Source organism: Campylobacter sp. P091, assembly GCF_002138935.1.
In the GTDB taxonomy this organism is placed as follows: domain Bacteria; phylum Campylobacterota; class Campylobacteria; order Campylobacterales; family Campylobacteraceae; genus Campylobacter; species Campylobacter devanensis.
In genome coordinates this window covers 56020-80194 of record NZ_MJKZ01000004.1, presented here as the reverse complement: position 1 = coordinate 80194, position 24175 = coordinate 56020, and the positions used below count along the sequence as shown (strand labels likewise).

Below are 24175 nucleotides of genomic sequence, written 5' to 3'. Positions count from 1 at the left end.
TATTTTTAAGGAGTAAAGATGAAAAAAGTGCTTATTTTAAGTGGTGCTGGATTATCAGCTGAGAGTGGGCTAAGGACTTTTAGAGACAGCGGCGGACTTTGGGAAGAGTATGATATAGAAGAGGTCTGCTCGGCTCGTGGGTTTAGAGCAAATAGGCAAAAAGTGCTAGATTTCTACGACAAGCGTAGGGCTCAGCTAGCAGAGTGTGAGCCAAACGAAGCTCACAAAATGATAGCTCGTATAAAGGCAAAATACCCTGAGCAAATCGCAGTACTAACGCAAAATGTAGATGATTTGCTAGAGCGAGCTGGATGTCAAAAGGTAGTTCATTTACACGGATTTTTGCCTGAGATTTACTGCCAAAATTGTAAAAAAGTAGAGTATATCGGCTACGAGGCTATAAATGCTAGAGAGCATATTTGTAAATGTGGGTGTAAGAAGTTTCGCCACAATATCGTTATGTTTGGCGAAGCAGCACCTTTTTATGCTACTTTATACCACGAGCTAGAAGATTTACGATATGCTGAGGACTCACTATTTGTATGCATAGGCACGAGTGGTCAAGTGCTAAATGTGGCAAGCTTTGCTAAATACGCTAAAAAGAGTATTTTAAACAACCTTGATAAAAGCGATATAGACCACGCATTTAACAAATGCTACATAGAAAAAGCCACAACTGCTGCGCCAAAAATAGAAGCTGATATAGAGAAGTTTTTTAGCTAGAATTTTAGCAAAATAGCTATATAGAGCTTAAGAGATACGCTTGTTTTAATATCTCTATTGGATACTGGGTTGTAAGTAGTTAGAAAACACAGAAAGCATGTTTAATGGAGCTAGGGCTTTTAATCAGCCCTTAGATAAGCCAGCAAATCTTAAAATTTAATGTCGCATGTTTCATAATTGTAAAGGTTTTACCTACTTACTAAACGATAAGAAAATGCGAATAGATTATTTGCCGCACTATTTTTTATCTATGAAGCGATAAATAGTAATTACTCACGCTCTTTATTTGCTAACAATGTGTATAATTTGCAAACTATACACCTGCTAAAATTTTTATAATAAAATATAAGAAACCGTGCTTTTCACTTAGAAAATCTATTAAAAATACAGAAAAATGGTTTACCAAGGCTAAGCGCAAAGGTTGATTTTGAAAATAATGATTTTGCTATTAAGCGTATAAATCCAAACAAACTCATAACCTTTTTAGATGATATTTTAAAAGGATTTGAAATTAACTTAGTGGAGTAAAAGTGGGGAGGCGTCTCCCCATAAATCATTTTAATTATAGCGCAATTTTAGCCAAAAAGCAAGAGTTTTGCGATAAAATTTTGCGCTATTTTCTTTGTTTTATTCCGCCTAGCATGATACCACAAGTGATTGTATCGCTTGTTTGCTCTTGGCTTGTGTTTGTGCCGATATAGACATCATCAATCTTGTTGCCTAAGCACTCATTTATCGTTTCTATGGTGTTTTGCGCTATCTCAAATGGTAAATCAGGGCGAGTGCTAATGTGGATAAATGCTATTTTTGCGCTTTTTAGATTGTAAAGTTCGCTCTCTATATCAAAAAGCTCTTTGATTTTTAAGACTATGCTTTGCTCATTTGCTTTGATTTCTTTGATATAAGAAAGTCCGCCGATATCTAAAAAGTCCTTTAAATCGTTATGGTCAAAATAGATATCGTCTTGCTCATGTGCTTTGAAAAATGATTTTAGTAGTTGCATTGTTGTTCCTTTTTTAATATAAAATTATAGCAAAACAAAGCGACAATGTGTGTCGGTTTTTAGGCTTTTTAGATATATCTTGGGTTTATAAAAAAGCTACAAAATTAGCTATAATCACAAAAACTAAAAAGGGGAGAAAATGAGTGAAGTTAAATTAAAAGAGCTTTTAACAAAAGAGTCTTTGCTAGAAAAAGGAGTTAATGGGTTAGAAGAAAAATTTGATGAAATTGCCAAAATTCTACTAACAAAAACAAAAATAGTAAAAGGCATAAGAGAATACTATATTACGGATATAGAATTCTACCTTTATTGTGATAGACACGAGGATATTATTACTTATCCACGAAATTGTGAGGCAGGCGATTGGTTTTTTCACGATAGTGGCGTAGATATAAGTTTTGGTAGCAATTTAAGTTTTGAAGACGATAAGGCGATTTTGGAAAATAATTCCTTTTTTGGCGGAATTTTACTGCGTGGAATAAAGCCAGTGGGTGGATATTCAAGCAGCAAAAACCTAACGGATGCCCCTAAAAATATTGTTGACGAACTTTTTGATAAATTTAGTGCTTTTGAAGAATCGGAGCATTTTTTAGTAAATTTTCCTCTTTTAAAAGAAGAGTCAGGTCATGACCTAAAAGATCGAAAACTGAACGATATTGCTACAAGAACTTATCGTCATCATATTTTACGGAAATGCGAAAACAATAAAATAATAAAAGGTTTTATAGGAAAAGAAGAAATTGATAGAATAAAAAGCAGCATAGAAGAAATAAAAAAATATTCAACTCCAAGAGCTGAGTTGATTCTATCAGATAGGTATGTAATTAACAATGATAAAGAAAAAGAGAATATAATAAATGCTTTTGCTGACAGTGCTCTAAAACCTTACCGCTACACAGTAGATCAAACTAAATAGATTACTAGAATTCTGGAATTCCCTTTAAGAATTCTAGAATTCCTGCCTAAGAAATTCCTAAGAAATTTTTCAGTTTTACTACATTTTTGCGCCGTTATAATCTCACAAAAAAAAGGCGCAAAAATGAATGATTTTGATACAAACTTTGTGTATATCTCAAGGCTTTTGCGAAGTGATTTTAAGCCCTTTTGCGATGAGCTAACTGGGCTTTTTAGCAAGCTTGGCATTGCATGGGATTTTTTAGATGGCACGAGAGATATCTGGGTGCGTGATTTCATGCCAGTTCAGCTGAGCAAAGATAGCTTTTGGGGCTACAAATATAGCCCTGATTATCTGCTGGGCAAAGAGCAGTATATCAGCGACCAAAGCAAAATCGCAAAGAATATCAATCTAGAATTAGATATTAGCGATATAGTCTTTGATGGTGGAAATATCGTCTTTGCTGGCGAGTATGCGCTGGTCTGCGATAAGGTTTTTGCTGAGAATTCTAGAAGCAAAAATGACAAAGAGTTTATAGCTCGCTTAGAAAAAGAGCTTGGCAAAAAGCTGATTTTCTTGCCTTGGAGAGCGCACCCTAGCGATAAAAATGGCGATATTTACGGACATAGTGATGGCTTTGTCAAATACTGCGGAAAGAACAAAATTCTAATGTCAAGCCACGCTGATAGCTATCCTAGCGAAGCGCAAGATATAAAGCTAATTCTAGAATTCCATGGATTTAGCGTGGAGCAGATGAGCTTTGCTAAGCCTTGTTATGAATACGACTGGGCATATATAAACTTCTTACAAATAGGCTCGCATATCATCATGCCTAGCTTTGGCAGTGCTAATGATGAAATAGCAAAGGAATTTATAGCTAGAGCTTTTGTGGGAGCAAAAATATCTAGCATAAACTGCCAAAAAATCGCTAGTTTAGGCGGTGCCTTACACTGCGTAGCGTGGAATATTTTTAAAAAATCTAATGCTACAAACGACAAATTTATGTCTGCTTAGTCTTGTATAATACTATAAAAATTCAAAGGAGCTAAAATGAAAGTTTACACGCCAACTGGACTAAGAGATAAAATCAAGCTATGGGCACTTCGTGCGATATTTAAATGCGATGGGGTTTATGACCTTGTGATTAGAAGTGATGATAGCTGTAATCTTTTTGGTATTCCTTGTGATTTAGAGAAAAAGGACACCCCGAAGGTAAGCAAAATGCTAAAAGACGAGCTAAGACGCCTTGAAGAGCTAAATGAGGCTGGTAAAATAGGCTCTAATGCTAACCTAAACGCAAACTTAGAGCTAGTAAAAAACACTCTTGGTCTAAGTCAAACTGAGCGTGATTTGCTAGAGTTTTTTGCTGCATCAAAGTCTATAGGAGTGTTAAAAGAGCTGATGAGAGATATTAAGGTGGATACTTCCCAGTTAAGCTTTTTCATCTCAAAGGTGCTTGGAGTAAGGCTAAATCTAGTAAAATCTGCGCTAAAGGCTAACTCGGCTCTGCTTTCTTGTAAAATAATTAAGCTTAATAAAAATCGTTATAGACCTGATTTTGACGATTTGATAGAGTTTTGCGATGATGATTTTCCTTTTAATTTAATAGAGCTTAAAAAGCCTAGTATTGATATGCTTTTTGCTGGTATTTTGCGCAAGTGTTCTAGCTCAAAGCTTGAAATAAGTGATTATGAGCATTTAAGTATAAAGACTGATGACATCTTAGAGTATTTAAAAAACTGCCAAAAAGGCGCAAATATCTTGCTTCATGGTTTGCCTGGCACTGGCAAAACCGAGTTTTGTAAGGCTATTGCCAGCAGGCTTAAAAAAGAGCTTTTTGAGGTGGCATTTTGCGATGATGATGGGGATAGTCTAAACTCACTTGAGAGATTTTCTAGCTTAATTTGCGCAAATGCTCTGTTGGAAGCGAAAAATAGCGTTATTTTGTTTGATGAAGTGGAGGATATTTTTAGAGATAGGCATATTTCAAAGGCTCTCATAAACCGCACGCTTGAAGAAAATATAGTGCCTACATTTTGGCTTACAAATGATGTTTATAGCATGGATAATGCGTATATTAGGCGATTTGATATGGTAATAGAGTTTAAAATTCCGCCAAAAACTAAGCGCAAAGAGCTAATAAAAAATTACACAAAAGGGGCTGTGTGCGAAAAAACTATAAATAAACTAGCCAAAAACAAAGATATCGCCCCAGCTCTAATAAGTAGCGCAAGCAAGGTGCTAAATACCCTAAAAGTAGCAGATGAAAAAGAGCGAAATAAGCTCTTTACTACGCTAATAAATGCTAATCTAAACGCCCAAGGCAAACTACGCATAGAGAGCAAAAAGTCTAAAAAAAGCAAGGGCACAGAACTTCCGCAAAGCTACGATACTAGCTATATAAATACTAGCGTAGACCCGCAAGCTATGGTAGCAGGGATAAAAGAAAGACCAAATGCTAGAATCTGCCTATATGGCGTAGCTGGCACTGGCAAAAGTGCCTATGCTAAGTTTGTAGCTAGCGAGCTAGGCTGCGAAATAATCATCAAAAAAGCTAGTGAAATCCTAGGTATGTATGTGGGGCAAACTGAAAAAAACATAGCAAATGCCTTTAAAGAGGCTAAAAATAAAAAGGCGGTGCTTGTTTTTGACGAGGTTGATAGCTTTTTGCAAGATAGAAGCAGCGCAAATCGCTCGTGGGAGATAAGTCAAGTAAATGAAATGCTTGTTCAAATGGAAAGCTTTAATGGTGTTTTTATAGCTACAACCAACCTTTGTGAAAGCCTTGATAAAGCGAGTTTAAGGCGCTTTGATATGAAAATTGAGTTTGGGTATTTAAAGCCTGAGCAAGCTAGCGCATTATTTAAAAAAGAATGCGAGCTTTTGGGGCTTGAAATAAGTGCTGGTGCTTTAGAGTGTGTAAGCTCTCTAAGAGCCTTAGCCCCTGGCGACTTTGCAGCGGTTAAAAGAGCAAATGCCTTTTATCCTATAAAAGATAGCGATGACTTTGCTAAACGCTTGGCTGATGAAGTAAAGATAAAAAACACTGAGAGTGGCAGCAAACTAGGCTTTGTGAGATAGGGAATTCTAGAATTAGCTGAGGATAAAGGTAAAATTTTACAATTTTACCTTTATTTTTAAAATATTTTGCTATAACATGGCTTAAAGCGTTAATGCGCTAATGTAGTCAAGGCGGACTGCAAACATAGCTTGTCGGAGATATAGGCTAAACTCCCGCTTAGTGCTTTACTTTTTTACTCTTGGCTACTTTTCTTGTTTTTGTTATCTTAAAGGTTTGAAAAATATCATTATTATGTTAGAATTTTGAAAATTAAAAAAGGCAAAGCATGAAAGAAATACAAAAAGAACCAAATGAGCGTTTTTGGCGTATAAATGAAATCTGTAAGCTAATCGCAAAAACTCCACTTAGCACCAGCCAAATCGCAGACAAGCTAGGAGTGAGCGAGCGCACCATCCAGCGTGATTTAAATGGCGTCCTAGTCAAATACGGAGCTGTGCGAAATGGTAGGCTGTGGAGCATAGATGAGAGCAAAATTGACCCAAAAGACGAAAATCAAATCATCCTAGCCGTACTTGATAAAATGGCAAAAAATGTAGGGGCTGAGTTCTACTCAAAGGCTCATGGCTTGCTAAAAGGCATAAGCGAAGCGCTAAACCATCCGATTTTTGTAAGTCTAAGTGCTGAGAAGCTAGGGAAAAAAGACATTGAGCTAATAGAAAACCTAGAGAGTGTCATCGCAAGTTGCAATGAAATAGAACTACTGTATTTTAGTAAAACTCACAGACTCTCGCCTATTAAAATTGCGCTATTTGATGGCTTTTGGTATCTGCTTGCAATGGCTGGTGAAAAGCTCAAGAAATTTCACCTAAAAAGTATAAAAGAGATAAAAATTCTACCTAGTAAATTTAAGATAGATGAGAGCCTAGAAAACCGCATTAAAAGTGCTAATTCGGCTTGGTTTGACCCTGAGAAAAGCTTTATCGTAAGGCTATGGATAGATAAAGTGGTCAAAAAATACTTTGAGCGAAAACCACTGCCAAATCAACAAATAATGTGTGAGAACGAAGATGGCAGTATAGAAATAGAAGTTCAAGTCACACATATAATGGAGATAAAACCGCTTGTTTTTTATTACCTGCCGCATATCAAAGTTATAGAGCCTAGCAGCCTAGCCGATGATATACTAGCGGAGATGGAGAGGTATATAAAAGAAATAAGGGGTTAGTTTTGTTTGTTATAATTACTAAAGTGCTTAGAAAAGGTAAAAAATGAGAGATAAAAAACAAAAGTATTTATCACTTATAGAACGAGCAAGACAAAATTACGAATATAAAAAACACGCAAATTTCAATTGGTGTGATGAGTGTAAAAAAAGCAATAAACCTATGGACTTATTGGCAAGGTCTAGGCTATGAAATAGATACTCAAAAAATAAGAATCTTGCTTGTGGGGCAAGACTGGGGCAATACAGATTTTGACAGTGGAAAAACACTAGAAAACATTTCTAAGATAAATTCACTAAGTCCAAATGAATATGAAAAGATACAATATTTAGATGGTTTAAAACCTTTTGTAACTGATAAAAATTTAGTAGAATTATTTGCCAGCATCGGCTATCCTAATATAGACAAAAAACGATATAGCGATTTATTTTTTACAAACATTTCGCTAGGATATCGCAAAATAAATACTTCAGCACACATTACAAAAGCCGAAATTTCTACAGATAAAGAGATTTTTAAAGAGCTTGTAGAAATTCTAGAGCCCAAATATATCATAGCTCTTGGTAAGATGACTTATGAGATTATTTTAGAAGCATTAGAGCTTGAAATACCAAAAATCGCATCATTTAATTATTTTATTGTAACACAAAATGAGTTTGAATATGGTAAAAGTAAAATCTATGTCACGGCACACGCAGGTGGGATGGGCAGTGCTAATAGAAAAAAGGGTGATAAAAGCAATAAAACTAGCATTGAGCTACAAAAAGAAGATTGGATAAAAATATTTTTTAATATGACATAAAAGTGTCTGTTTTAATATATATAATTCCTTTCAAATCCTATTGTCTGATGAAAGCGAATGCTATGGTGTATTAGTTGATGAAAGGGTAAAAAAGGCGACTATGAATACGAGCTTTGCGGATATAAGCTTGTTGATGACGTATGTGATGAGTTTAGGTTTTGCGGAGCTTTTATTTGTAAAATGATGACTTTTGAAGTGTCAGTAAAATATATCTCTCGTATTGAAAAAGTGATGATTGAAGAATCAAGCATTTATAAAGAAGGTGAGATTGCTTTATCAAAAGCTATTTTAATGTTTTAAATGATTTTTAAAACAGATAATAAATAGTCTGCAATTCTAGCTAGAATTGTAATGTTAGTTTTGTTATAATTCACAAAATAATTTTAATTATAAACTAAGGAAATATTTTGGTTTTATAAACTTTTTGGCTAGAAATGGTGGTAGAATTCTAGAATTCCTAAGATAATTAAAATTAAAAGGCAAGAAAATGTATAAATGGAAAGATGGCTATCCGCCACATCCATCACGCAAAAGCAACAAAATCAAAATAATTGATTTTAAAATAAAATATAAGGCGTCTTAATGGTTAAATCAATTTTGTTTGTATGTCTTGGCAATATTTGTCGCTCGCCTTTGGCTGAAGGTATCGCAAGAAAGGCAGCCAAAGAGCGTGGTTTGGATATTTTGATAGATTCAGCAGGGACTAGCAATTATCATATATCAGAGCCACCAGATAGTCGCTCTATAAGGATCGGGCGGCAAAATGGAGTTGATATCTCTATGCTAAAAGGTAGGCAAATTGATAGGAGTGATTCTAAATTTGATTTGATTATAGCGATGGATAAGCAAAATTATGATAATATTTTGCGTTTAAAGCTTGGCAATAAGGTAGCTTTGATGGGGGATTTTGGGCTTGATGGGGCTGAAATTCCAGATCCGTATTATGGTGATATGAGTGATTTTCAAAGCGTTTATAATATGCTTAAAAATACGATAAATACGATGTTTGATGAGGTTTGTAAATGAGTTTGGATTGTAGATTAGTTGATGTAAATAGCGATATTTTTATAGATATTTTAAGGCTAAATTCAGAAGTTTTCCCTTCAAATGAGCTATTAGCACCAATAAATTTATCTAATAACATATATGCAAATGATGAAAATCTATCTATTTTCTCTTTTTATAATGATAATGAGTTTGTAGGTTATGCTGCTATATATAGCTATGAAAATATATCTTATTTAGCATTTTTAGCAGTTTGTGTTAAGTATCAAGGGCGTGGTTTTGGTGGTTTAATTTTAGAGATTTTAAAATCAAATTTTAGCCAAATCGTCTTAGAGATTGAGAGTTTAGATCCAAAAGCTACTGATTACTTACAAAGAGTCAAACGCAGTAAATTTTATAGCAATCACGGATTTAAAGATTCTGGTTATAAAATATCATATTGCAAAATGACTTATAGTATTTATAGTAATTTTGAGTTTGATTCTAAGCAATTTATAGATATGTTTAATCTATTTAAGAGCAAAAATTATTTTGATTTTAAATTTGAATAGCAGATAATATTTAGCTATATCCAGCCAAATTTGGCTGGATATTAATTATGAGTATAAAACTGATTTAAATCTATTTGCGATCATTTGAGCGCGCATTAAGATCATATCAGCAATTTCAGGCTCATAAATGCTATCTAAGCTCTCTTTAAACAAATTTAGCCAATTATCAAAATATTCAGGCGGAAATGGATCAAGATTCATATGAGCTTGCATAGGATTACCTTTAAATTCGCTCTGACCTATGAGCATCCCTTTCCAAAATTCACCAATCTTAGCCTTATGAGCGTCCCACGCCTCTTCGCTTGTGCCGATTTTGTTATTAAATATCTCGCCAAGACCGCTCTCATCTTCTCTAATAGCTTCATAAAAGCTCTCCATAAGCTTAGCAATGCTCTCGTTTGTGATCTCTTTGTATTTCATTTTTTATCCTTTCAAATTTGATTAATGACAGCCAGACCTACTCATATCAGGCTGAATAGCTGAGTTATCAGCACCGCCGTTTGCGTTGATATCTTCTATAATCTCCCATAGCTTTGTAGCGGCCTCTTCATATCTTTTAGCGCTAATTGAATTTGGCTCATAAAAGCTAACTGGCCTTCCGCTATCGCCACCTATTCTAACAGATGGTTCTATAGGGATTTGAGCTAGTATCGCAGTATCATACTCACTAGCCAGCGCGTCAGCTCCACCCTTGCCAAATATATCATACTCTTTGCCATTATCAGGGCAGATAAATCCACTCATATTCTCTATCACGCCAGCCACTGGAATATGGAGCTTTTCAAACATATCAAGACTTCTAGCGGAGTCATCTAGAGCGACTGTTTGCGGAGTTGTAACGCAAATTCCAGCTGTTACTGGCACACTTTGGGCTAGGGTGATTTGCGCATCGCCTGTGCCTGGAGGCATATCAAGAAGTAAGATATCTAGCTCTCCCCACTCAACTTCATTTAAAAGCTGAGTTATAGCCTTCATAATCATAGCGCCACGCCACATTAATCCTTGACCCTCTTCTATCAAAAGCCCCATGCTCATCATCTCGATTCCGTGAGTTTGAAGTGGCTTTAATTTTTGTCCGATGACCTCTGGTTGTTTGCCTTGAACTCCTAGCATTCTTGGGATATTTGGACCATAAATATCAGCGTCTAATAGCCCTACTTTTTTGCCTTGTTTGGCTAGGCTAATGGCTAAATTTAAAGTAGTTGTGGATTTGCCTACGCCACCTTTGCCGCTGCTTACCATTACGAAGTTTTTAATCTGTGGGGCGATATTTTTGCCACTTTGTGAATTTGATTGCTGGGTTTGAGGTTGTGGGGCGATGATCTCTATCTCTTTGTTTAAATTTAGCTTTTCTATCTCATTTTTGATAGTTTGAGCGACTTCAGGTTTGGCTGAGGTGATCTCTACTATGATCTTTGGATCTGTGGATTTGACAAAGCCAAATTCTACAATGCTCTTTTTAAAGCCTGGGTAAATCACGCTTTTTAGTCTGTCTAGAATTTTTTCATCCATTTTTAGTCCTTTTTAAAATTTAGGTATATTAGCTAAAAATTATAAATCTTTGGCTAAAATTTTTTAAATTAAAATAGAGAATTATATGAGTGAATTTAGCATTTTTGGTAAATATTTATATCGTGATTTAAAAAGCGAATTTATCTGCTTTAATAAAGATGAGCTTAATCAAGCTTTAAAAACTATACAAAAGATAAAAAATTTATATTTTGTAGGTTATATAGTTTATGATATTAGCAAAACAGCGTCAAATTACCCTATAGCGCACTTCAAAGGTTATAAAAATAAAGAGATTTTTAAAGCCCAAAAGAGTTTTGAATTCTCTATATTTAAGCCATATTTTTATCCGCAAATTGTAAAAAATTTATCCAAAAAAGAGTATGAAAAAGCATTTAATCAAATAAAAGATGAATTAGCCAGTGGCAATAGCTATCAAATAAATTTCACAAATGAACTACAAATATCCACCAAAGCTAGTAGCAAGGAGATTATAACCTCACTTTTAAGTAGGCAAAAGAGTAGATATTTTGGCTATTTTAAGAGTGAATTTTGTGAGATAATATCATTTTCGCCAGAGCTGTTTTTTAAACTAAAAGGCAAGAAAATCACCTTTGCGCCTATGAAAGGCACTATAAAACGGGGTCAAAATAAAGATGAAGATAGGGTTTTAAAAAATAAGCTTAAAAACGACCCAAAAAATAGAAGTGAAAATTTGATGATAGTTGATTTGCTCCGTAATGATATGAGTAAGATTATTAAAATTGGCTCATTAAAGCTAAAAGAGCCGATGAAAATCATTAAGCTAAAAACGCTATTTCAAGCGATTTCGCCGCTTAAAGCAAGGCTTAAGAGCAGAAATTTAAATAAGATTTTTGAAGCTGTTTATCCTTGTGGGTCGATTACTGGTGCGCCAAAACTTGCCACAATGCGTATTATAGAGCGTTTAGAAGCTAGAGATCGTGGGGTTTATTGCGGTGCGATGGGGGTTATCAGCGATAAAAGGGCGGAATTTAGCGTGCCGATTAGAACGCTTCAGAAATGGACTAAAGATGAATATTATAGATATGGCGTTGGAAGTGGCGTGGTATGGGGCTCAAAGTGCGATGATGAATTTGCTGAATTGGAGCTAAAAAGTAGCTTTTTAAGACCAAAAATTGAATTTAATCTTTTTGAGACTATGCTATTGCGTGAAGATAAGATATTTTTGTTACAAAATCACTTAAAAAGATTGATAAATAGCGCTAGGTTGCTAGGATTTAAATTGCCTATGGGATTTGAGCTTTGCGAGATGGATGAAGAGAGATTGAAATTTAGCGATATAGTTGGTGGGATTAATGGCGGATTTGAGAGTATAGATAAATTTAGAGAGATTTTTGCTAATTTAAGGGCTGATAATGTGGATTTAAGAGTGAATTTAATCCTTAATAAAAGTGGCGAATATCAGATAACCCAAACTCAAATTCCCCCACTTAAATCCCATAAAATCGCAATTAGCCAAAACCGCCTAAACTCTTGTAATGATCTATTGTATCACAAAACCACGCTAAGAGATGAGAGGATTATAGATGATGGGCTTTTTGATATTTTTTATCTTAATGAAAGAGATGAGCTATGCGAGGGGAGTCGCTCAAATATCGTCTTAAATATCGGCGGTGAGCTATTAACGCCAAAATTAGATTGTGGTATGCTAGATGGGACTTTGCGCAAAAGGCTACTAAAATTTGGCGAGATAAAAGAGGCGATTTTGGGTTTAGATGATTTAAAAAATGCTAAAGAAATTTACGCTATTAACTCACTTCGTGGCGCTATCAAGGTGGAGTTATGAGAGTTTTACTAATAGATAATTACGACTCATTTACCTATAATATAGTCTATTATTTGAAGGAGTTAGGCGCTAAAGTCAAGGTAGTCAAAAATGATTTTGCTAAAGCCAAAAAAGCTATAAAATATGCTAATAAATTTGATAAAATCATTATTTCACCAGGGTTTGGCACACCTGATGATTCTGGAGTTTGTATGGATATTATTAAGGCTCTTGGGGCTAAAAAGCAGATTTTAGGTATATGCTTAGGTCATCAATGTTTGGCTAAGGCTTTTGGCGCAGAAGTGGTGCGGATGCCACGCCCTTTTCATGGAGTGAGCGTGGAGTGTGAATTTAAAAAATCCACGCTTTTTAAAGGGGTGAAAAAGCCATTAAAAATCGCTTTGTACAACTCATTGTGCGTGGAGAATACGGCTGAATTTGATATCTTAGCAGATATAAAAGTGGAGAATAAAAGCATTATAATGGCTATCAAGCATAAAAAATATAGTTGCTATGGGGTGCAGTTTCACCCTGAGTCTATATTGCAAGCTCAAGGTAAAAAGATATTAAAAAATTTCTTAAATTTAAAATAGCAAATTTGCTAAGACAAAAGCCAAAACAATAAGCCACAAAAATATCAAACTAGAAGCGATAAATACCTTTAAATTCGCATTTTTCAAAGCTTTTTTGGTGATTGTAAGCCCTAGAGCGCTCATCGCAACACTAAGCAAGAAATTATCAACCAAAGATATAAACTCTCTAACTTGCGGATTTATAAATCCAGAGCAGAGTAATGCTACAAAAAACCATAGAGCAAAATATGGGAAATTCGCCCTAATGCTTGATTTTTCGCCGATGAAAAATCCACTAGCAAGGCTTAGAATTATCAAAAATGGCGCTAGCATTAGAACTCTTAACATTTTTATTATAATTGCGTTATTGGCTACTACTTCATTATAGGCACTAGCACCAGCTACATGCGCTACTTCGTGTAAGCTAGCACCGATTATAAATCCAGCTTTGAGATTTTGGATTTCACTAAGGACAAATGGATATACAAACATCCCTAAACTACCAAATACCACAACCGAGCAAAGTGCGATGGCCACGGCATTTGGTGAAGCTTTGACAATACTTTGAGTAGCCATCAAAGCAGCCGCACCACAGATGCTAGACCCAGAGATTATCAAGACTGAAAGTTTCTTATCAATACCAAAAACACGACAGATAAAATATCCAAAAATAAAGCTACTAAAAACAATGATAAAAGCGCTTAAAATCCCAGCATAGCCGATACTAAGTGCATCATCAAGGCTGATTTTAAATCCATATAAGACAATGCCTAGTCTTAGAATTTGCTTTGTAGATATAGCCAAAATCCCACTTCTAGCTATCAAATTCGCACTTTTTTGGCTACTATTGGCTAAAATAGCACCCAAAATCACAGCAATTATCAAAGCACTAATCCCAAAAGCACTTAAAAAATTCGCTGCTAAAATAGATATCGCCGCTAAAATTATCAAGATAGTAGCGGCGTAAATTTTCCTTGTTTTATATATCTTTGCTCTCATTTGTAGGGTAGCTTTCACAGCTAGTTTTGGCTATCTCTTGACTAATTTTATAAGCGCAAAATTTCGGCCCACACATAGAGCAAAACTCAGCTTCTTTAAAGACATCTTGAGGCAAGCTCTCATCATGAAGCTCTCTAGCCTTATCAGGATCTAGGGCTAATTCAAATTGTTTATTCCACTCAAATTTATATCTAGCGTCGCTCATAGCGTGATCTCTATCGATCGCTCCTGGTCTATTAAGGGCGATATCAGCAGAGTGGGCAGCGATTTTGTGCGCTATTATCCCATCTCTTACATCTTTTGCGTTTGGTAGGCCTAAATGCTCTTTTGGCGTTACATAGCATAGCATACTAGCACCATGATATGCAGCCATAGTCCCACCAATAGCACTTGTGATATGATCATATCCAGCGCCTATATCAGTTGGAAGTGGCCCAAGGATATAAAATGGCGCGTCATCACAAAGTCTTTGCTCCTCTTTCATATTAAATTCAATCTGATTAAATGGCACATGGCCAGGGCCTTCTACCATTACTTGGACATTTTTAGCCCAGGCTCTTCTAGTTAGATTGCCAAGCTCTTTAAGCTCAGCCATTTGAGCCGCGTCACTCGCATCAGCCAAGCAGCCAGGACGCAAGCTATCACCCAAAGATAGAGCCACATCATATTTAGCACAGATATCGCATATATCATCAAAGGCTGTGTGGAATGGATTTTCTTTGTGATGTTTCATCATCCAACTAGCCATCAAGCTACCGCCACGGCTGACAATTCCCATTTTGCGTTTAGCCACTAATGGCATAAACTCAAGCAAAAATCCAGCGTGGATAGTAAAGTAGCTAACGCCTTGTTTAGCCTGTTTTTCGATACAATCTAGCATAATTTGTGGTGTGAGATTATCTAAATCTTTGATATCGTGGATGATTTGATATATAGGCACGGTGCCAATCGGGACGGTTGAGTTGGCTATTATAGCCTTTCTAATAGCATCTAAATCTCCACCAGTGCTTAGATCCATCACGGTATCGGCTCCATATTTTAAGCATACATTTAGCTTTTCTATCTCTTCATTTATATTGCTGATTATCGCACTTGATCCGATATTTGCGTTGATTTTACAAGTTACGGCTCTGCCTATTGCCATCGGAATTAGATGATGATGATTGATATTTGATGGGATTATGAGCTTTCCACTTGCGATTAGGTCTCGAATTTGGGTTGCTTGAAGCTTTTCTATCTTGGCTACATACTCCATCTCTTCAGTGATTATGCCCTTTTTGGCGTAATACATTTGAGTTGGGGTAGCGTCGTTTTGGCGTTTTTGACACCACTCTTTTCTCATTTATTATCCTTTTTTAAGCGTTTAAAAAGTGAATTTTACAATATTTAATTAAATACAAAACAACTCTTAAATAATTTGTTGATTTAAATTTGATTTATATAATTTGTTCATTAAATTTAGACTATTTTGAGCTATTTGTGTTACAAATTTAGCTGTTATAATATTATTGAGTAGAGATTACACATTAAAAAGCTTAAATTTAATATATCTTAAATATAGTTTTTAAGTGGCTTTTGTAAGTAAATTTGGTTTATATTTGATTAAAATATCTATAATTTGGTGATTAACTAGCCAAATTTGGATTAAAATTTATGTTAATTTCAGTCAAATGAAATTTAAAACTATGTATAATTTCGTAACATGATTTTAAATTTAGGATCTATTTTGATTGATATATCTTTAATAATGCTAGGTGCGGGAAGCTCTACAAGGTTTGGATTGCCTGTTAAAAAGCAGTGGCTACGCACTGGCGATACCCCATTGTGGCTAAAAGCGACTAGAAATATAAGCTCAAATTATAATTTTAAAGAGATTATTGTAGTTAGTAATGAGTGCGAATATATGTCCAAATTCGCTACTAATATAAAATTCGTCCAAGGTGGCGCCACTAGACAAGAGAGCCTTAAAAACGCTCTTAATCATATAAATAGCGATTATGTTATGGTAAGTGATATAGCTAGAGTGGATATAAGCCAAGCTTTGATAAAGCGGTTGATAGATGATGCGAATTTGGCTGATTGTATCGTGCCAGTTCTAAAAGTCAGCGACACAGTTGCTTATGGTAGTGAGTATATAAATAGAGATGAGTTAAAGCGAATTCAAACCCCGCAACTCTCCAAAACTGCGGTATTAAAAAAGGCTTTAAATAGCGATAAAATTTACACAGATGATAGCTCGGCTATCGCTGCTACCTGTGGTAAGGTATGGTATATTGCTGGTGATGAGAGAGCTAGGAAGCTTACATATAAAGATGATTTGAAACTTATAAATCTTGATCCGCCTTCATCTGATATATTTTGCGGTAATGGCTTTGATGTCCATGCCTTTTGCGATGGGGATCATCTGAATTTAGGCGGTGTGAAGATAGAATTTGATAGAGCTTTTAAGGCTCATAGCGATGGCGATGTAGCTATACACGCACTTTGTGATGCGATCTTAGGAGCAGCTAGTGCGCCTGATATCGGGCAGTTATTTCCAGATAATGATATGAAATTTAAAGGCATTGACTCTAAAATTTTGCTTGAAAGGAGTGTGGATTTCATCCGTTCTATTGGATTTGAGATTGTAAATGTGGATTTGACTATCATTTGTGAAAAGCCTAAAATCTCTCCATATAAAGATGAGATGGCTCAAACCTTAGCAAGTGTGATGGGCATAAGTAGATTTAGAGTAAATATCAAAGCCACAACAAGCGAGAAATTAGGCTTTACAGGGCGTAGCGAGGGCGTAGCTGTGATAGCAAATGCGAATTTAAAATATTTTGATTGGGCTAGGATATGAGAGTTTTAATAGTAGAAAACGAAATTTACCTAGCTCAAAGTATCGCTAGCAAGTTATCTGAATTTGGCTATAGCTGTGAGATTGCTACTCATACATTTGAGGCTTTAAGGGATGATAAATATGATGTAGTTTTGCTCTCTACTAGCTTTGGGGCTAATGAATTTTATAAGGTTATAGAAAATCACAAAAATTCAATTATAATTTTATTAATTAGCTACATTAGCTCTGATACCGTGCTAAATCCCATTAAAGCTGGGGTGAGTGATTATATCCAAAAGCCATTTATGATAGAAGAGCTTGTTAGAAAGATTAAATTTTTTGAGTCTTTTAAGCGATATGAGACTTTAAATGAAACTTACCGCATTATGCTAGAATCGGCTATGATAGTTAATAAACCAGCTAGCTTAGACCATAAAAAGATTAAGCTACCATTGATTATTAGCTCTAGTAAAATTCAAATTAGCGATGGTTTTGTTTTTAGTTATGCTAAAGAGAGCGGATTAAATTGTAAAATTGTAGATGCTAAGCTTGGCTTTGATATTAAGGCTTTATTGCCAAATAGCTTTATATATATTAGAAATATTGATGAGCTTAGCTTAGAAGCAAGGGCTAATATGCTTGATTCTTTGCGAGGTACGCCAACTATCGTTCATAGCGCAAGTGATCATATAGGATTTAATTTTATGATGCTAGGTGAGCCGCGTGCTGCTATGATGAGTGATATATTATCAATTGATGAGTATGTTAAGCAGATGATTTTATTGTATCAAGATATCTTGCCAGATACTGAGATATCAAAAAAACTTGGAATATCACGCAAATCAATATGGGAAAGAAGAAAAAGGCATGATATCTACAGACAGAAGTAATATTATAAATATCAATCAAGATACATATGGCACCTTAGGTCTTATCAAAAATCAAATTTTAGGTAAATTTAAAAGGCTTATGGATGCTAATGAGGCAAAAAGCGTTTATCAAACTGGATATTTTAGAGGTGAGCCTATGCCATATGCTTATACCTTTGCTCCATTTGGTAGGCGAAATCAAGCTGTGATTAGAGCTATAAAGCAGGGTCAAAAACTTGAATTTGCACTAAATGGAAATATAGTTGGTCATATGGTTGTCTCATCAGTTTATAAGCTTGAAAATCCTTATAATAGTATTTTTGCTGCTAGAGAGATTGAACTTGATGAAGATAATAAAACAGGTAAGTACGCAGTTAGCGGCGAATTTGAAATTTATGATAATAATTTAGCTAAGATTAAAGAAAATGTTCTAAATAGAATAAAGGAAAATAATTATCAAAAAGTAACCGCTCTAATGCTCACAGCTGATCCATTCCACAGACTTCATGAAAGGCTAGTGAGAATGACTATTGATAAGGCTGATATCACTATAATTTTCTTGATTTGTACCCTTGAAAATAGGCGAAATTTGGATTTTAAATTGAGATTAAAAACCTTAGAATATTTCGTAAGCAATTTCTTGCCTAATGAGCGTGTGGTTATAGTGCCTTTTGAAAATACCTATCTATTTAGCAATCATATAAATCCGGTTTTGGAGTGCTTAGCCGCTTATAACTTTGGTGCGACAAAGCTAGTAGTAGGGCAAAATCACGGCGGTATCGGAATGTTTTACGATCATAATCAACCAAATACAATCTTAGATAGCGTAACAAAAAATTTGGATATAGAGCTTATAGTTATGCCTGAATTGGTCTATTGTAATCAGTGTAGAACGATTGTGAGTATCAAGACTTGTCCGCATGGTCAGCACCATCATATCAAGTATAAATCCGATACCCTAAAAGAGCTTTTATTTAGTGGGATTTTGCCGCCTGCGATTTTAATGCGAAAGGAGATTTCAGCTATGATATTAAGCACTCTATTTCCAAATAGATTTGAAAATTTCCAAAAAATTTGTAATGATCTATTCCCTAATGTTGGGTTATTAGAAGATCGCACTCAAAATGATTTTTATCTAGATTTAATGAGTTTATATCAGACTACTTCACTTACATAAGGATGAAAATGCAAAAGTTATTTGTAACATTTTTTTACTCTGGCTTACTAAGACCAGCACCTGGGACTTGGGGTAGCTTGGCTGGAAGTATAGCGGGCGTGGCGATATATTATTATATCGGGCTTGAGACGCTATTTATGGGCAGTATATTGCTATTTTTGGCTAGTATTAGCGTGATTGACTCTTATGAGGCTAAGAGTGGCACACACGATGATAGCTCTATAGTCATTGATGAGGTTGCTGGTGTGTGGGTGGCAATATCTATAGCTTTATCTAGCTGGGAGCAGTTTGGGGTGGATAAATTTGGCTGGATTAGTGTGATTTTGGCTTTTGTCTTTTTTCGAATTTTAGATATTACTAAGCCTAGTATCATTGGTAGGCTAGATCGCAATCTCAAAGGCGGTCTTGGCGTAATGAGCGATGATATGGTAGCTGGCGGATTTGCTGGGCTTATCACCGCTGCAGTTGTGGCTATTTTGGTTAAATTTGGTTTAATTATTTAGTGAATTTGTGGCTGATTATGCCCAAAATTCAAATTAAATTTGATAAAATACAAGCCAAATTTTACAAAAGAGGCAGATATGAATCCAATACTAAATACCGATAGTTACAAAATTTCACACTATTTGCAATACCCAAAAGATATTAAATTTATAAGCTCATATATTGAGTCTCGTGGTGGGCGGTGGAATCGCTTGTTATTTTATGGATTACAGATATTTTTGATGGAGTATCTAAGCCAAAAGATAAGCTACGATGATATAGATGAGGCTGATGAGTTTATCAAAGCACATGGGATGAAATGTAATAAAGATGGCTGGAAATATATAGTAGAGCATCATGGTGGGGTTTTGCCTTTAGAGATAGAGGCGGTGGCCGAAGGTAGCATTATACAAACTGAAAATGTCCTTTTACAGATTAAAAATACAGATCCGAATTTAGCGTGGCTTGTAGGGTATTTTGAGACGGCGATTTTGCGTTCAATTTGGTATCCTGTGGCCGTAGCGACTAATAGCTACTTTTGTAAGCAAAATATCTTACACTTTTTAAAAGAGAGCGGAACACCTGAAAATATCGATTTTGCCTTACATGATTTTGGTGCTAGGGGGGTTAGTAGCTTTGAGAGTGCCGGTATTGGTGGGAGTGCTCATATGGTGAATTTCAAAGGCTCTGATACCATCACAGGAGCGTTATTTGCCAAAAAATATTATGGTGCGGATATGGCGGCATTTAGCATACCAGCTAGCGAGCATAGCACGATGACTTCATGGGGCAAGGATGGGGAATTTCAAGCTTATGAGAATATGGTACAAAGCTACGGCGATGGGATTTTTGCTTGTGTGATTGATAGCTATGATACCTTAAATGCTATTGATTTGTGGGGCAAACTCTTTGATAAGGTTAAAAAGCTAGGTGGCAAGGTGGTGCTTCGTCCAGATAGTGGCAATCCTGTAACAATGGCTAGTGAGTGTATAGAGAAGATGATGAGCCTAGCAGGTTATAGTATAAATTCCAAAGGTTATAAGGTCTTGCCAGATCATATAAGGCTTATATATGGCGATGGGATAAATCCGCAAAGTATAGAAGATATCTTAAATGAGCTTAAATTTAGAAAAATTAGTAGCGATAATATTGTCTTTGGTATGGGTGGGGCGTTGCTTCAACACTTAAATAGAGATACTCTAAGGTTTGCTATGAAGGTAAATGCCGTAAGTAGCGATGGGATAAAGTGGAGAGATGTATATAAAGATCCAGTTACAGATCCTAAAAAACGCTCAAAATCAGGTCGCTTAGCACTCATTAAAGAGAATGACCTATATAAAACTATAAGATTTGATGAGCTAAATGGTAGGCAAAATTGGCTAACTAAGGTATTTAAAGATGGTGAAATTTTACGCAAATTTAGCTTTGATGATATCAGGGCTAGAGCTAAGGAGTATGATTAATTTATAAATTTAGATAAAGGATAGAAAATGCATAGAAAAAAGATATATAATCCAGCATCAAATGAGACGCTAAGTGAGCGTAAAATTTTTAATGGTAATCCGCATGGAATTTTGAATTTCACAAAGGCTAAATATACTTGGGCGCTTAAACTTTGGGATCTTATGGAGGCAAATACTTGGTTTCCAAAAGAGGTTGATACTACTGATGATGTGCGTGACTATGCTTGTAATCTCACAGCGGCTGAAAAGCGTATGTATGATCTAGTGTGGAGTCAGCTTATATCTATGGATAGTTTTCAGACAAACAATCTAGCCGATAATATAAACCCATATATAACTGCTCCTGAGATAAATGCTGTTCTAGCCCGTCAAGCTTATGAAGAGGCAAATCACTCTAAAAGCTACGCAGTAATGGTAGAAGCGATCTGTGATAATACAGATCTCATCTATGAGATGGAGAAGCATGATGAGGTTTTAAGGCGTAAAAATGATTATATCTCAAGTGTTTATGAAGAGTTAGCCGGAGAGGTAACTGATGAGAAACTACTTCTAGCTATGGTAGCAAATCAAATTCTAGAAGGGGTATATTTCTATAGCGGATTTACAGCGATTTATGCCTTAGCAAGGGCTGGAAAGATGCTTGGAAGCGCTCAAATGATAAGATTTATCCAAAGAGATGAGATAACTCATTTGTTATTATTTCAAAATATGATAAACTCAGTTCGCAAGGAGCGCCCAGATCTATTTACTCCACAAATTGAGGCTAAAATTTATGATATGTTTAAAAAGGCTGGAGCTTTAGAGATTGAATGGGGTAAATATATTACTCAAAATCAAATAATGGGCTTTACAGATGATATAATCGAGCAATATATAAAGTATTTAGTAGATGATAGACTTACATCAATTGGGCTTAAAAAGCTATATAATGTAACTCATCCGATAAAATGGGTTGATGATTTTGCTAAATTTAATGACCAAAAATCAAATTTCTTTGAAAGCAAGGTGACAAATTATAGCAAAGGTAGCTTAAGTTTTGATGATTTCTAATCTTAAAACGCAAGTTTTAAGCTCTTTAGGAGCAGTTCGTAGAGCTAGCGAGCTTTGCGAATTTGCTAGTTCGCTTAAAAGTGGGGATTTAGCGCTTTGTGGCGAGCTGTGTTAGCGGCTATGAGAGACTTGATAGGATGTTTTGGCTGGATTTGGATGAAAATTTAGCCAATTTTTTAAAAAGTGGTGCATATCTAGGATATAGCTGCGAGTTTGATGGGTATAATGAGTTTAGGCTTTTAGGTTCAAATGGGCTTGAGTTTAAACAAAGAAAATATAAATTATTTAAGCCAAATGGTGAGGATAAAATTTTTAAATTTGGAAATTTAGATGAGATTTCCATACGAGAAATAGCAGGGATAAAAGTTGGCGTTTTGATCTGTTTTGAGATTAGATTTATAGATCTTTGGAGTAGATTGCGTGGCGCTGATGTTATACTAGTACCAGCAATGTGGGGGCAAAGCAGGCGTGAGCATTATGAGACTTTATGCAAGGCTTTGGCTCTGCAAAATCGTTGTTACACTTTAGCGTGTAGCGATGTGGATTTGAAATTTAGTGCAGTTTTTGCCCCTGATGGTAGCAAGGCAGATGTGGCTAAATTTGGTATTAATTTGATTAAAAAATTTAGAAAATGGATAGATGATGAGTAGTTTAGAAGCAGCAAAATGTCAAAAAATGAGCGATGAGATAGCAAATTTCGTAGAACTTAGCCCCTTGGTTTATAAGGCCTTTAGCAGTACGCCTAGGACGCCTTTTGTGCCGGTATCTATCAATGCTTTTAAGCTTGATGCGCATCCAATTGGTTCAAATCAGTGGATTAGTTCACCGCTAACTGTAGCTAAGATGACAATGGCACTAGAGGCCGAAAATTGCGATAATATACTAGAGATTGGTTGCGGTAGCGGATATCAAGCGGCGATTTTGGCTAAGATAGCAAGGCGTGTTTTTAGTGTGGAGAGGATTGAGGCGTTGGCAAATTCGGCTAAATCTTTGATGAAAAATTTAGGGATAAATAATGTATTTATACGATTTGATGATGGGAATTTAGGTTGGCGAAGCTATGCGCCTTATGATAGGATTATACTTAGTTGCTTTTGCCAAAGTGTGCCTGATAGGTTATTTAGCCAGCTTAAAGATGATGGAATTTTGGTCGCACCAGTAGCTAAGGATAATAAACAATATATCACACAATACAAAAAATCAAATGGCCAAATCATTAGCCAAATTTTAGATGAGTGTGTATTTGTCCCATTGCTTGATGGAACAGAGCAGAGATAAAAAAGGAGTAATATGCCATCTTTAAATTGGATAGGAAAAGATGAGGTTTTAAGATACAATGCACCTTATCATACGCTAGAGAAAAATATACTTTTAATGCTAAAAATAGCGATAATATGATAATCAAAAGGGGATAATCTACTCTAAAAGCCCTTCTTTTGATTTCATTGTCTATTTCTTTGTTTAGGAGATTTTTAAGTGAGAATTACAGAAAGAATATCTTTTAAATCATCTTTTGATATGTAATCTTCGGCAATCTTAACAACTACATGTTCCATTTTGGTATAATATCGATTTGGACAATCTAAGCCATTTACTTTAGCAAAATGACAACCAAGATAAATTGCAGTTCTTTTGTTACCATCTAAAAAAGGATGAAATTTTACACAAGAAAAAATTATATGAGCCATTTTATCAAAAAAAGTTGGATAATAATCATCATTTTGTATCTGATCTAATGCTGAATTTAGGTATCCTATTTGAGTTTTATTGTATCCTTCTAAACCACCTATTTCACGAATTATATCATCGTGAAAATCAATAGCACATCGCAAATCAAAATAATACATTATTTATCTTTTAAACGCATAAATACGGCTCTAATTTCTGGGTCTTTTAGTTTTTCTAATCCATATTGTCTAGTTTTTTCAAACTCTTCACGAGTAATCATACGAGATGTTTCTTTACTTTTTTTCTCCACATTTTTTTGGGTATTATTTACATTATTCATTTTATCTCCTTATTAGTTTGATTATTATATATTTTTAATATTTTAAAATTACTTATATGGAAAATTATATTATGGATATTTGAGCTATAGTGGTTTAAAAATTTATAATTTTTAATGTAATTTAAATGAATTTAAGCGAATTTAAAGTGATAAAAAGTGATAATTTTAATTATTAGGCAAAATTATTTATCAT

Annotated in this window: 26 protein-coding genes; 19 read left to right on the top strand and 7 right to left on the bottom strand. The window is 35.1% G+C overall.

The features are described 5' to 3' along the window. The first annotated feature begins 18 nt into the window (after positions 1-18). A complete protein-coding gene (locus CIGNP91_RS05265; RefSeq protein WP_086253581.1) occupies positions 19-723 on the top strand; it encodes an SIR2 family NAD-dependent protein deacylase in 705 nt (234 codons plus the stop codon). A gap of 613 nt (positions 724-1336) precedes the next feature. Here the strand turns inward: CIGNP91_RS05265 and CIGNP91_RS05260 are convergent. Beyond that, positions 1337-1726, bottom strand: a complete 390-nt coding sequence (locus tag CIGNP91_RS05260) for a hypothetical protein (protein WP_086241565.1) — start codon at positions 1724-1726, stop codon at positions 1337-1339. Between the two features lie 139 nt (positions 1727-1865). Between CIGNP91_RS05260 and CIGNP91_RS05255 the strand changes: the two genes are divergently transcribed. From CIGNP91_RS05255 to CIGNP91_RS05225, 7 genes are all read left to right on the top strand, one after another. Beyond that, positions 1866-2642 carry a hypothetical protein gene (locus CIGNP91_RS05255; RefSeq protein WP_086253580.1) on the top strand — a complete coding sequence of 259 codons (777 nt, stop codon included), beginning with the start codon at positions 1866-1868 and terminating at the stop codon, positions 2640-2642. A gap of 123 nt (positions 2643-2765) precedes the next feature. After that, positions 2766-3635, top strand: a complete 870-nt coding sequence (locus CIGNP91_RS05250; protein ID WP_086253579.1) for an agmatine deiminase family protein — start codon at positions 2766-2768, stop codon at positions 3633-3635. 36 nt (positions 3636-3671) lie between these two features. After that, entirely contained in the window at positions 3672-5702 is a 2031-nt protein-coding gene (locus tag CIGNP91_RS05245; protein ID WP_086253578.1) for an AAA family ATPase, read from the top strand. A 266-nt stretch (positions 5703-5968) separates the two neighbouring features. Further along, positions 5969-6868 carry a helix-turn-helix transcriptional regulator gene (locus CIGNP91_RS05240; protein ID WP_086253577.1) on the top strand — a complete coding sequence of 300 codons (900 nt, stop codon included), beginning with the start codon at positions 5969-5971 and terminating at the stop codon, positions 6866-6868. Positions 6869-7002: 134 nt separating this feature from the next. Continuing rightward, positions 7003-7668: a hypothetical protein gene (locus tag CIGNP91_RS05235; protein WP_086253576.1), complete on the top strand. Its 666-nt coding sequence runs from the start codon at positions 7003-7005 to the stop codon at positions 7666-7668. Between the two features lie 582 nt (positions 7669-8250). Beyond that, positions 8251-8694 carry a low molecular weight protein-tyrosine-phosphatase gene (locus CIGNP91_RS05230; protein ID WP_086251278.1) on the top strand — a complete coding sequence of 148 codons (444 nt, stop codon included), beginning with the start codon at positions 8251-8253 and terminating at the stop codon, positions 8692-8694. Beyond that, positions 8691-9224, top strand: coding sequence for a GNAT family N-acetyltransferase (locus CIGNP91_RS05225; protein WP_086253575.1), 534 nt, complete (start codon positions 8691-8693; stop codon positions 9222-9224). Before CIGNP91_RS05230 ends, CIGNP91_RS05225 begins: the two co-directional genes overlap by 4 nt. A gap of 45 nt (positions 9225-9269) precedes the next feature. On the opposite strand, the gene CIGNP91_RS05220 is transcribed toward CIGNP91_RS05225, so the two are convergent. Next, positions 9270-9644, bottom strand: coding sequence for a group III truncated hemoglobin (locus CIGNP91_RS05220; protein ID WP_086253574.1), 375 nt, complete (start codon positions 9642-9644; stop codon positions 9270-9272). A gap of 21 nt (positions 9645-9665) precedes the next feature. Further along, the gene (locus CIGNP91_RS05215) at positions 9666-10736 is read right to left on the bottom strand and encodes an Mrp/NBP35 family ATP-binding protein (RefSeq protein ID WP_086253573.1); all 1071 of its coding nucleotides are present in this window, start codon (positions 10734-10736) and stop codon (positions 9666-9668) included. Between the two features lie 85 nt (positions 10737-10821). On the opposite strand from CIGNP91_RS05215, the gene CIGNP91_RS05210 reads away from it, so the two are divergent. Both CIGNP91_RS05210 and CIGNP91_RS05205 read left to right on the top strand, forming a co-directional pair. Further along, positions 10822-12561 (top strand): bifunctional chorismate-binding protein/class IV aminotransferase, encoded by a 1740-nt coding sequence (locus CIGNP91_RS05210; protein WP_086253572.1) that lies wholly within the window; start codon positions 10822-10824, stop codon positions 12559-12561. Further along, positions 12558-13133, top strand: coding sequence for an anthranilate synthase component II (locus CIGNP91_RS05205; RefSeq protein ID WP_086225271.1), 576 nt, complete (start codon positions 12558-12560; stop codon positions 13131-13133). The genes CIGNP91_RS05210 and CIGNP91_RS05205 overlap by 4 nt, the downstream gene beginning before the upstream one ends. Here the strand turns inward: CIGNP91_RS05205 and CIGNP91_RS05200 are convergent. Beyond that, positions 13125-14111: a YeiH family protein gene (locus CIGNP91_RS05200; protein ID WP_086253571.1), complete on the bottom strand. Its 987-nt coding sequence runs from the start codon at positions 14109-14111 to the stop codon at positions 13125-13127. The genes CIGNP91_RS05205 and CIGNP91_RS05200 overlap by 9 nt on opposite strands. Continuing rightward, positions 14092-15453, bottom strand: coding sequence for a phosphomethylpyrimidine synthase ThiC (thiC, locus tag CIGNP91_RS05195; protein ID WP_086253570.1), 1362 nt, complete (start codon positions 15451-15453; stop codon positions 14092-14094). The genes CIGNP91_RS05200 and thiC overlap by 20 nt, the downstream gene beginning before the upstream one ends. A gap of 384 nt (positions 15454-15837) precedes the next feature. Between thiC and CIGNP91_RS05190 the strand changes: the two genes are divergently transcribed. The 9 genes from CIGNP91_RS05190 to CIGNP91_RS05155 all read left to right on the top strand — a co-directional run bounded on the left by CIGNP91_RS05190 (position 15838) and on the right by CIGNP91_RS05155 (position 23252). Then, positions 15838-16953 carry a bifunctional 2-C-methyl-D-erythritol 4-phosphate cytidylyltransferase/2-C-methyl-D-erythritol 2,4-cyclodiphosphate synthase gene (locus tag CIGNP91_RS05190; RefSeq protein ID WP_086253569.1) on the top strand — a complete coding sequence of 372 codons (1116 nt, stop codon included), beginning with the start codon at positions 15838-15840 and terminating at the stop codon, positions 16951-16953. Next, complete coding sequence (locus tag CIGNP91_RS05185) at positions 16950-17822, top strand: response regulator (protein ID WP_086253568.1); 873 nt, start codon at positions 16950-16952, stop codon at positions 17820-17822. The genes CIGNP91_RS05190 and CIGNP91_RS05185 overlap by 4 nt, the downstream gene beginning before the upstream one ends. Next, on the top strand, positions 17800-18978 hold the full coding sequence (locus CIGNP91_RS05180; RefSeq protein WP_086238486.1) for a sulfate adenylyltransferase: 1179 nt from the start codon (positions 17800-17802) through the stop codon (positions 18976-18978). Before CIGNP91_RS05185 ends, CIGNP91_RS05180 begins: the two co-directional genes overlap by 23 nt. 8 nt (positions 18979-18986) lie before the next feature. After that, entirely contained in the window at positions 18987-19481 is a 495-nt protein-coding gene (locus CIGNP91_RS05175) for a phosphatidylglycerophosphatase A family protein (protein WP_086253567.1), read from the top strand. Between the two features lie 78 nt (positions 19482-19559). Beyond that, on the top strand, positions 19560-20924 hold the full coding sequence (locus CIGNP91_RS05170) for a nicotinate phosphoribosyltransferase (protein WP_086233563.1): 1365 nt from the start codon (positions 19560-19562) through the stop codon (positions 20922-20924). Positions 20925-20951: 27 nt separating this feature from the next. Further along, positions 20952-21974, top strand: a complete 1023-nt coding sequence (locus CIGNP91_RS05165; protein ID WP_086253566.1) for a ribonucleotide-diphosphate reductase subunit beta — start codon at positions 20952-20954, stop codon at positions 21972-21974. Next, positions 21964-22089, top strand: a complete 126-nt coding sequence (locus tag CIGNP91_RS08825) for a hypothetical protein (RefSeq protein ID WP_272889776.1) — start codon at positions 21964-21966, stop codon at positions 22087-22089. Before CIGNP91_RS05165 ends, CIGNP91_RS08825 begins: the two co-directional genes overlap by 11 nt. After that, positions 22073-22624, top strand: coding sequence for a carbon-nitrogen hydrolase family protein (locus tag CIGNP91_RS05160; RefSeq protein WP_180383221.1), 552 nt, complete (start codon positions 22073-22075; stop codon positions 22622-22624). Before CIGNP91_RS08825 ends, CIGNP91_RS05160 begins: the two co-directional genes overlap by 17 nt. Continuing rightward, positions 22617-23252 (top strand): protein-L-isoaspartate(D-aspartate) O-methyltransferase, encoded by a 636-nt coding sequence (locus CIGNP91_RS05155; protein ID WP_086253565.1) that lies wholly within the window; start codon positions 22617-22619, stop codon positions 23250-23252. Before CIGNP91_RS05160 ends, CIGNP91_RS05155 begins: the two co-directional genes overlap by 8 nt. A 194-nt stretch (positions 23253-23446) precedes the next feature. Here the strand turns inward: CIGNP91_RS05155 and CIGNP91_RS05150 are convergent, their stop codons facing one another. Both CIGNP91_RS05150 and CIGNP91_RS08620 read right to left on the bottom strand, forming a co-directional pair. After that, positions 23447-23821, bottom strand: a complete 375-nt coding sequence (locus tag CIGNP91_RS05150) for a type II toxin-antitoxin system death-on-curing family toxin (RefSeq protein ID WP_086253564.1) — start codon at positions 23819-23821, stop codon at positions 23447-23449. After that, positions 23821-23982 carry a hypothetical protein gene (locus CIGNP91_RS08620; RefSeq protein ID WP_180383220.1) on the bottom strand — a complete coding sequence of 54 codons (162 nt, stop codon included), beginning with the start codon at positions 23980-23982 and terminating at the stop codon, positions 23821-23823. Before CIGNP91_RS08620 ends, CIGNP91_RS05150 begins: the two co-directional genes overlap by 1 nt. Positions 23983-24175 lie beyond the last annotated feature (193 nt).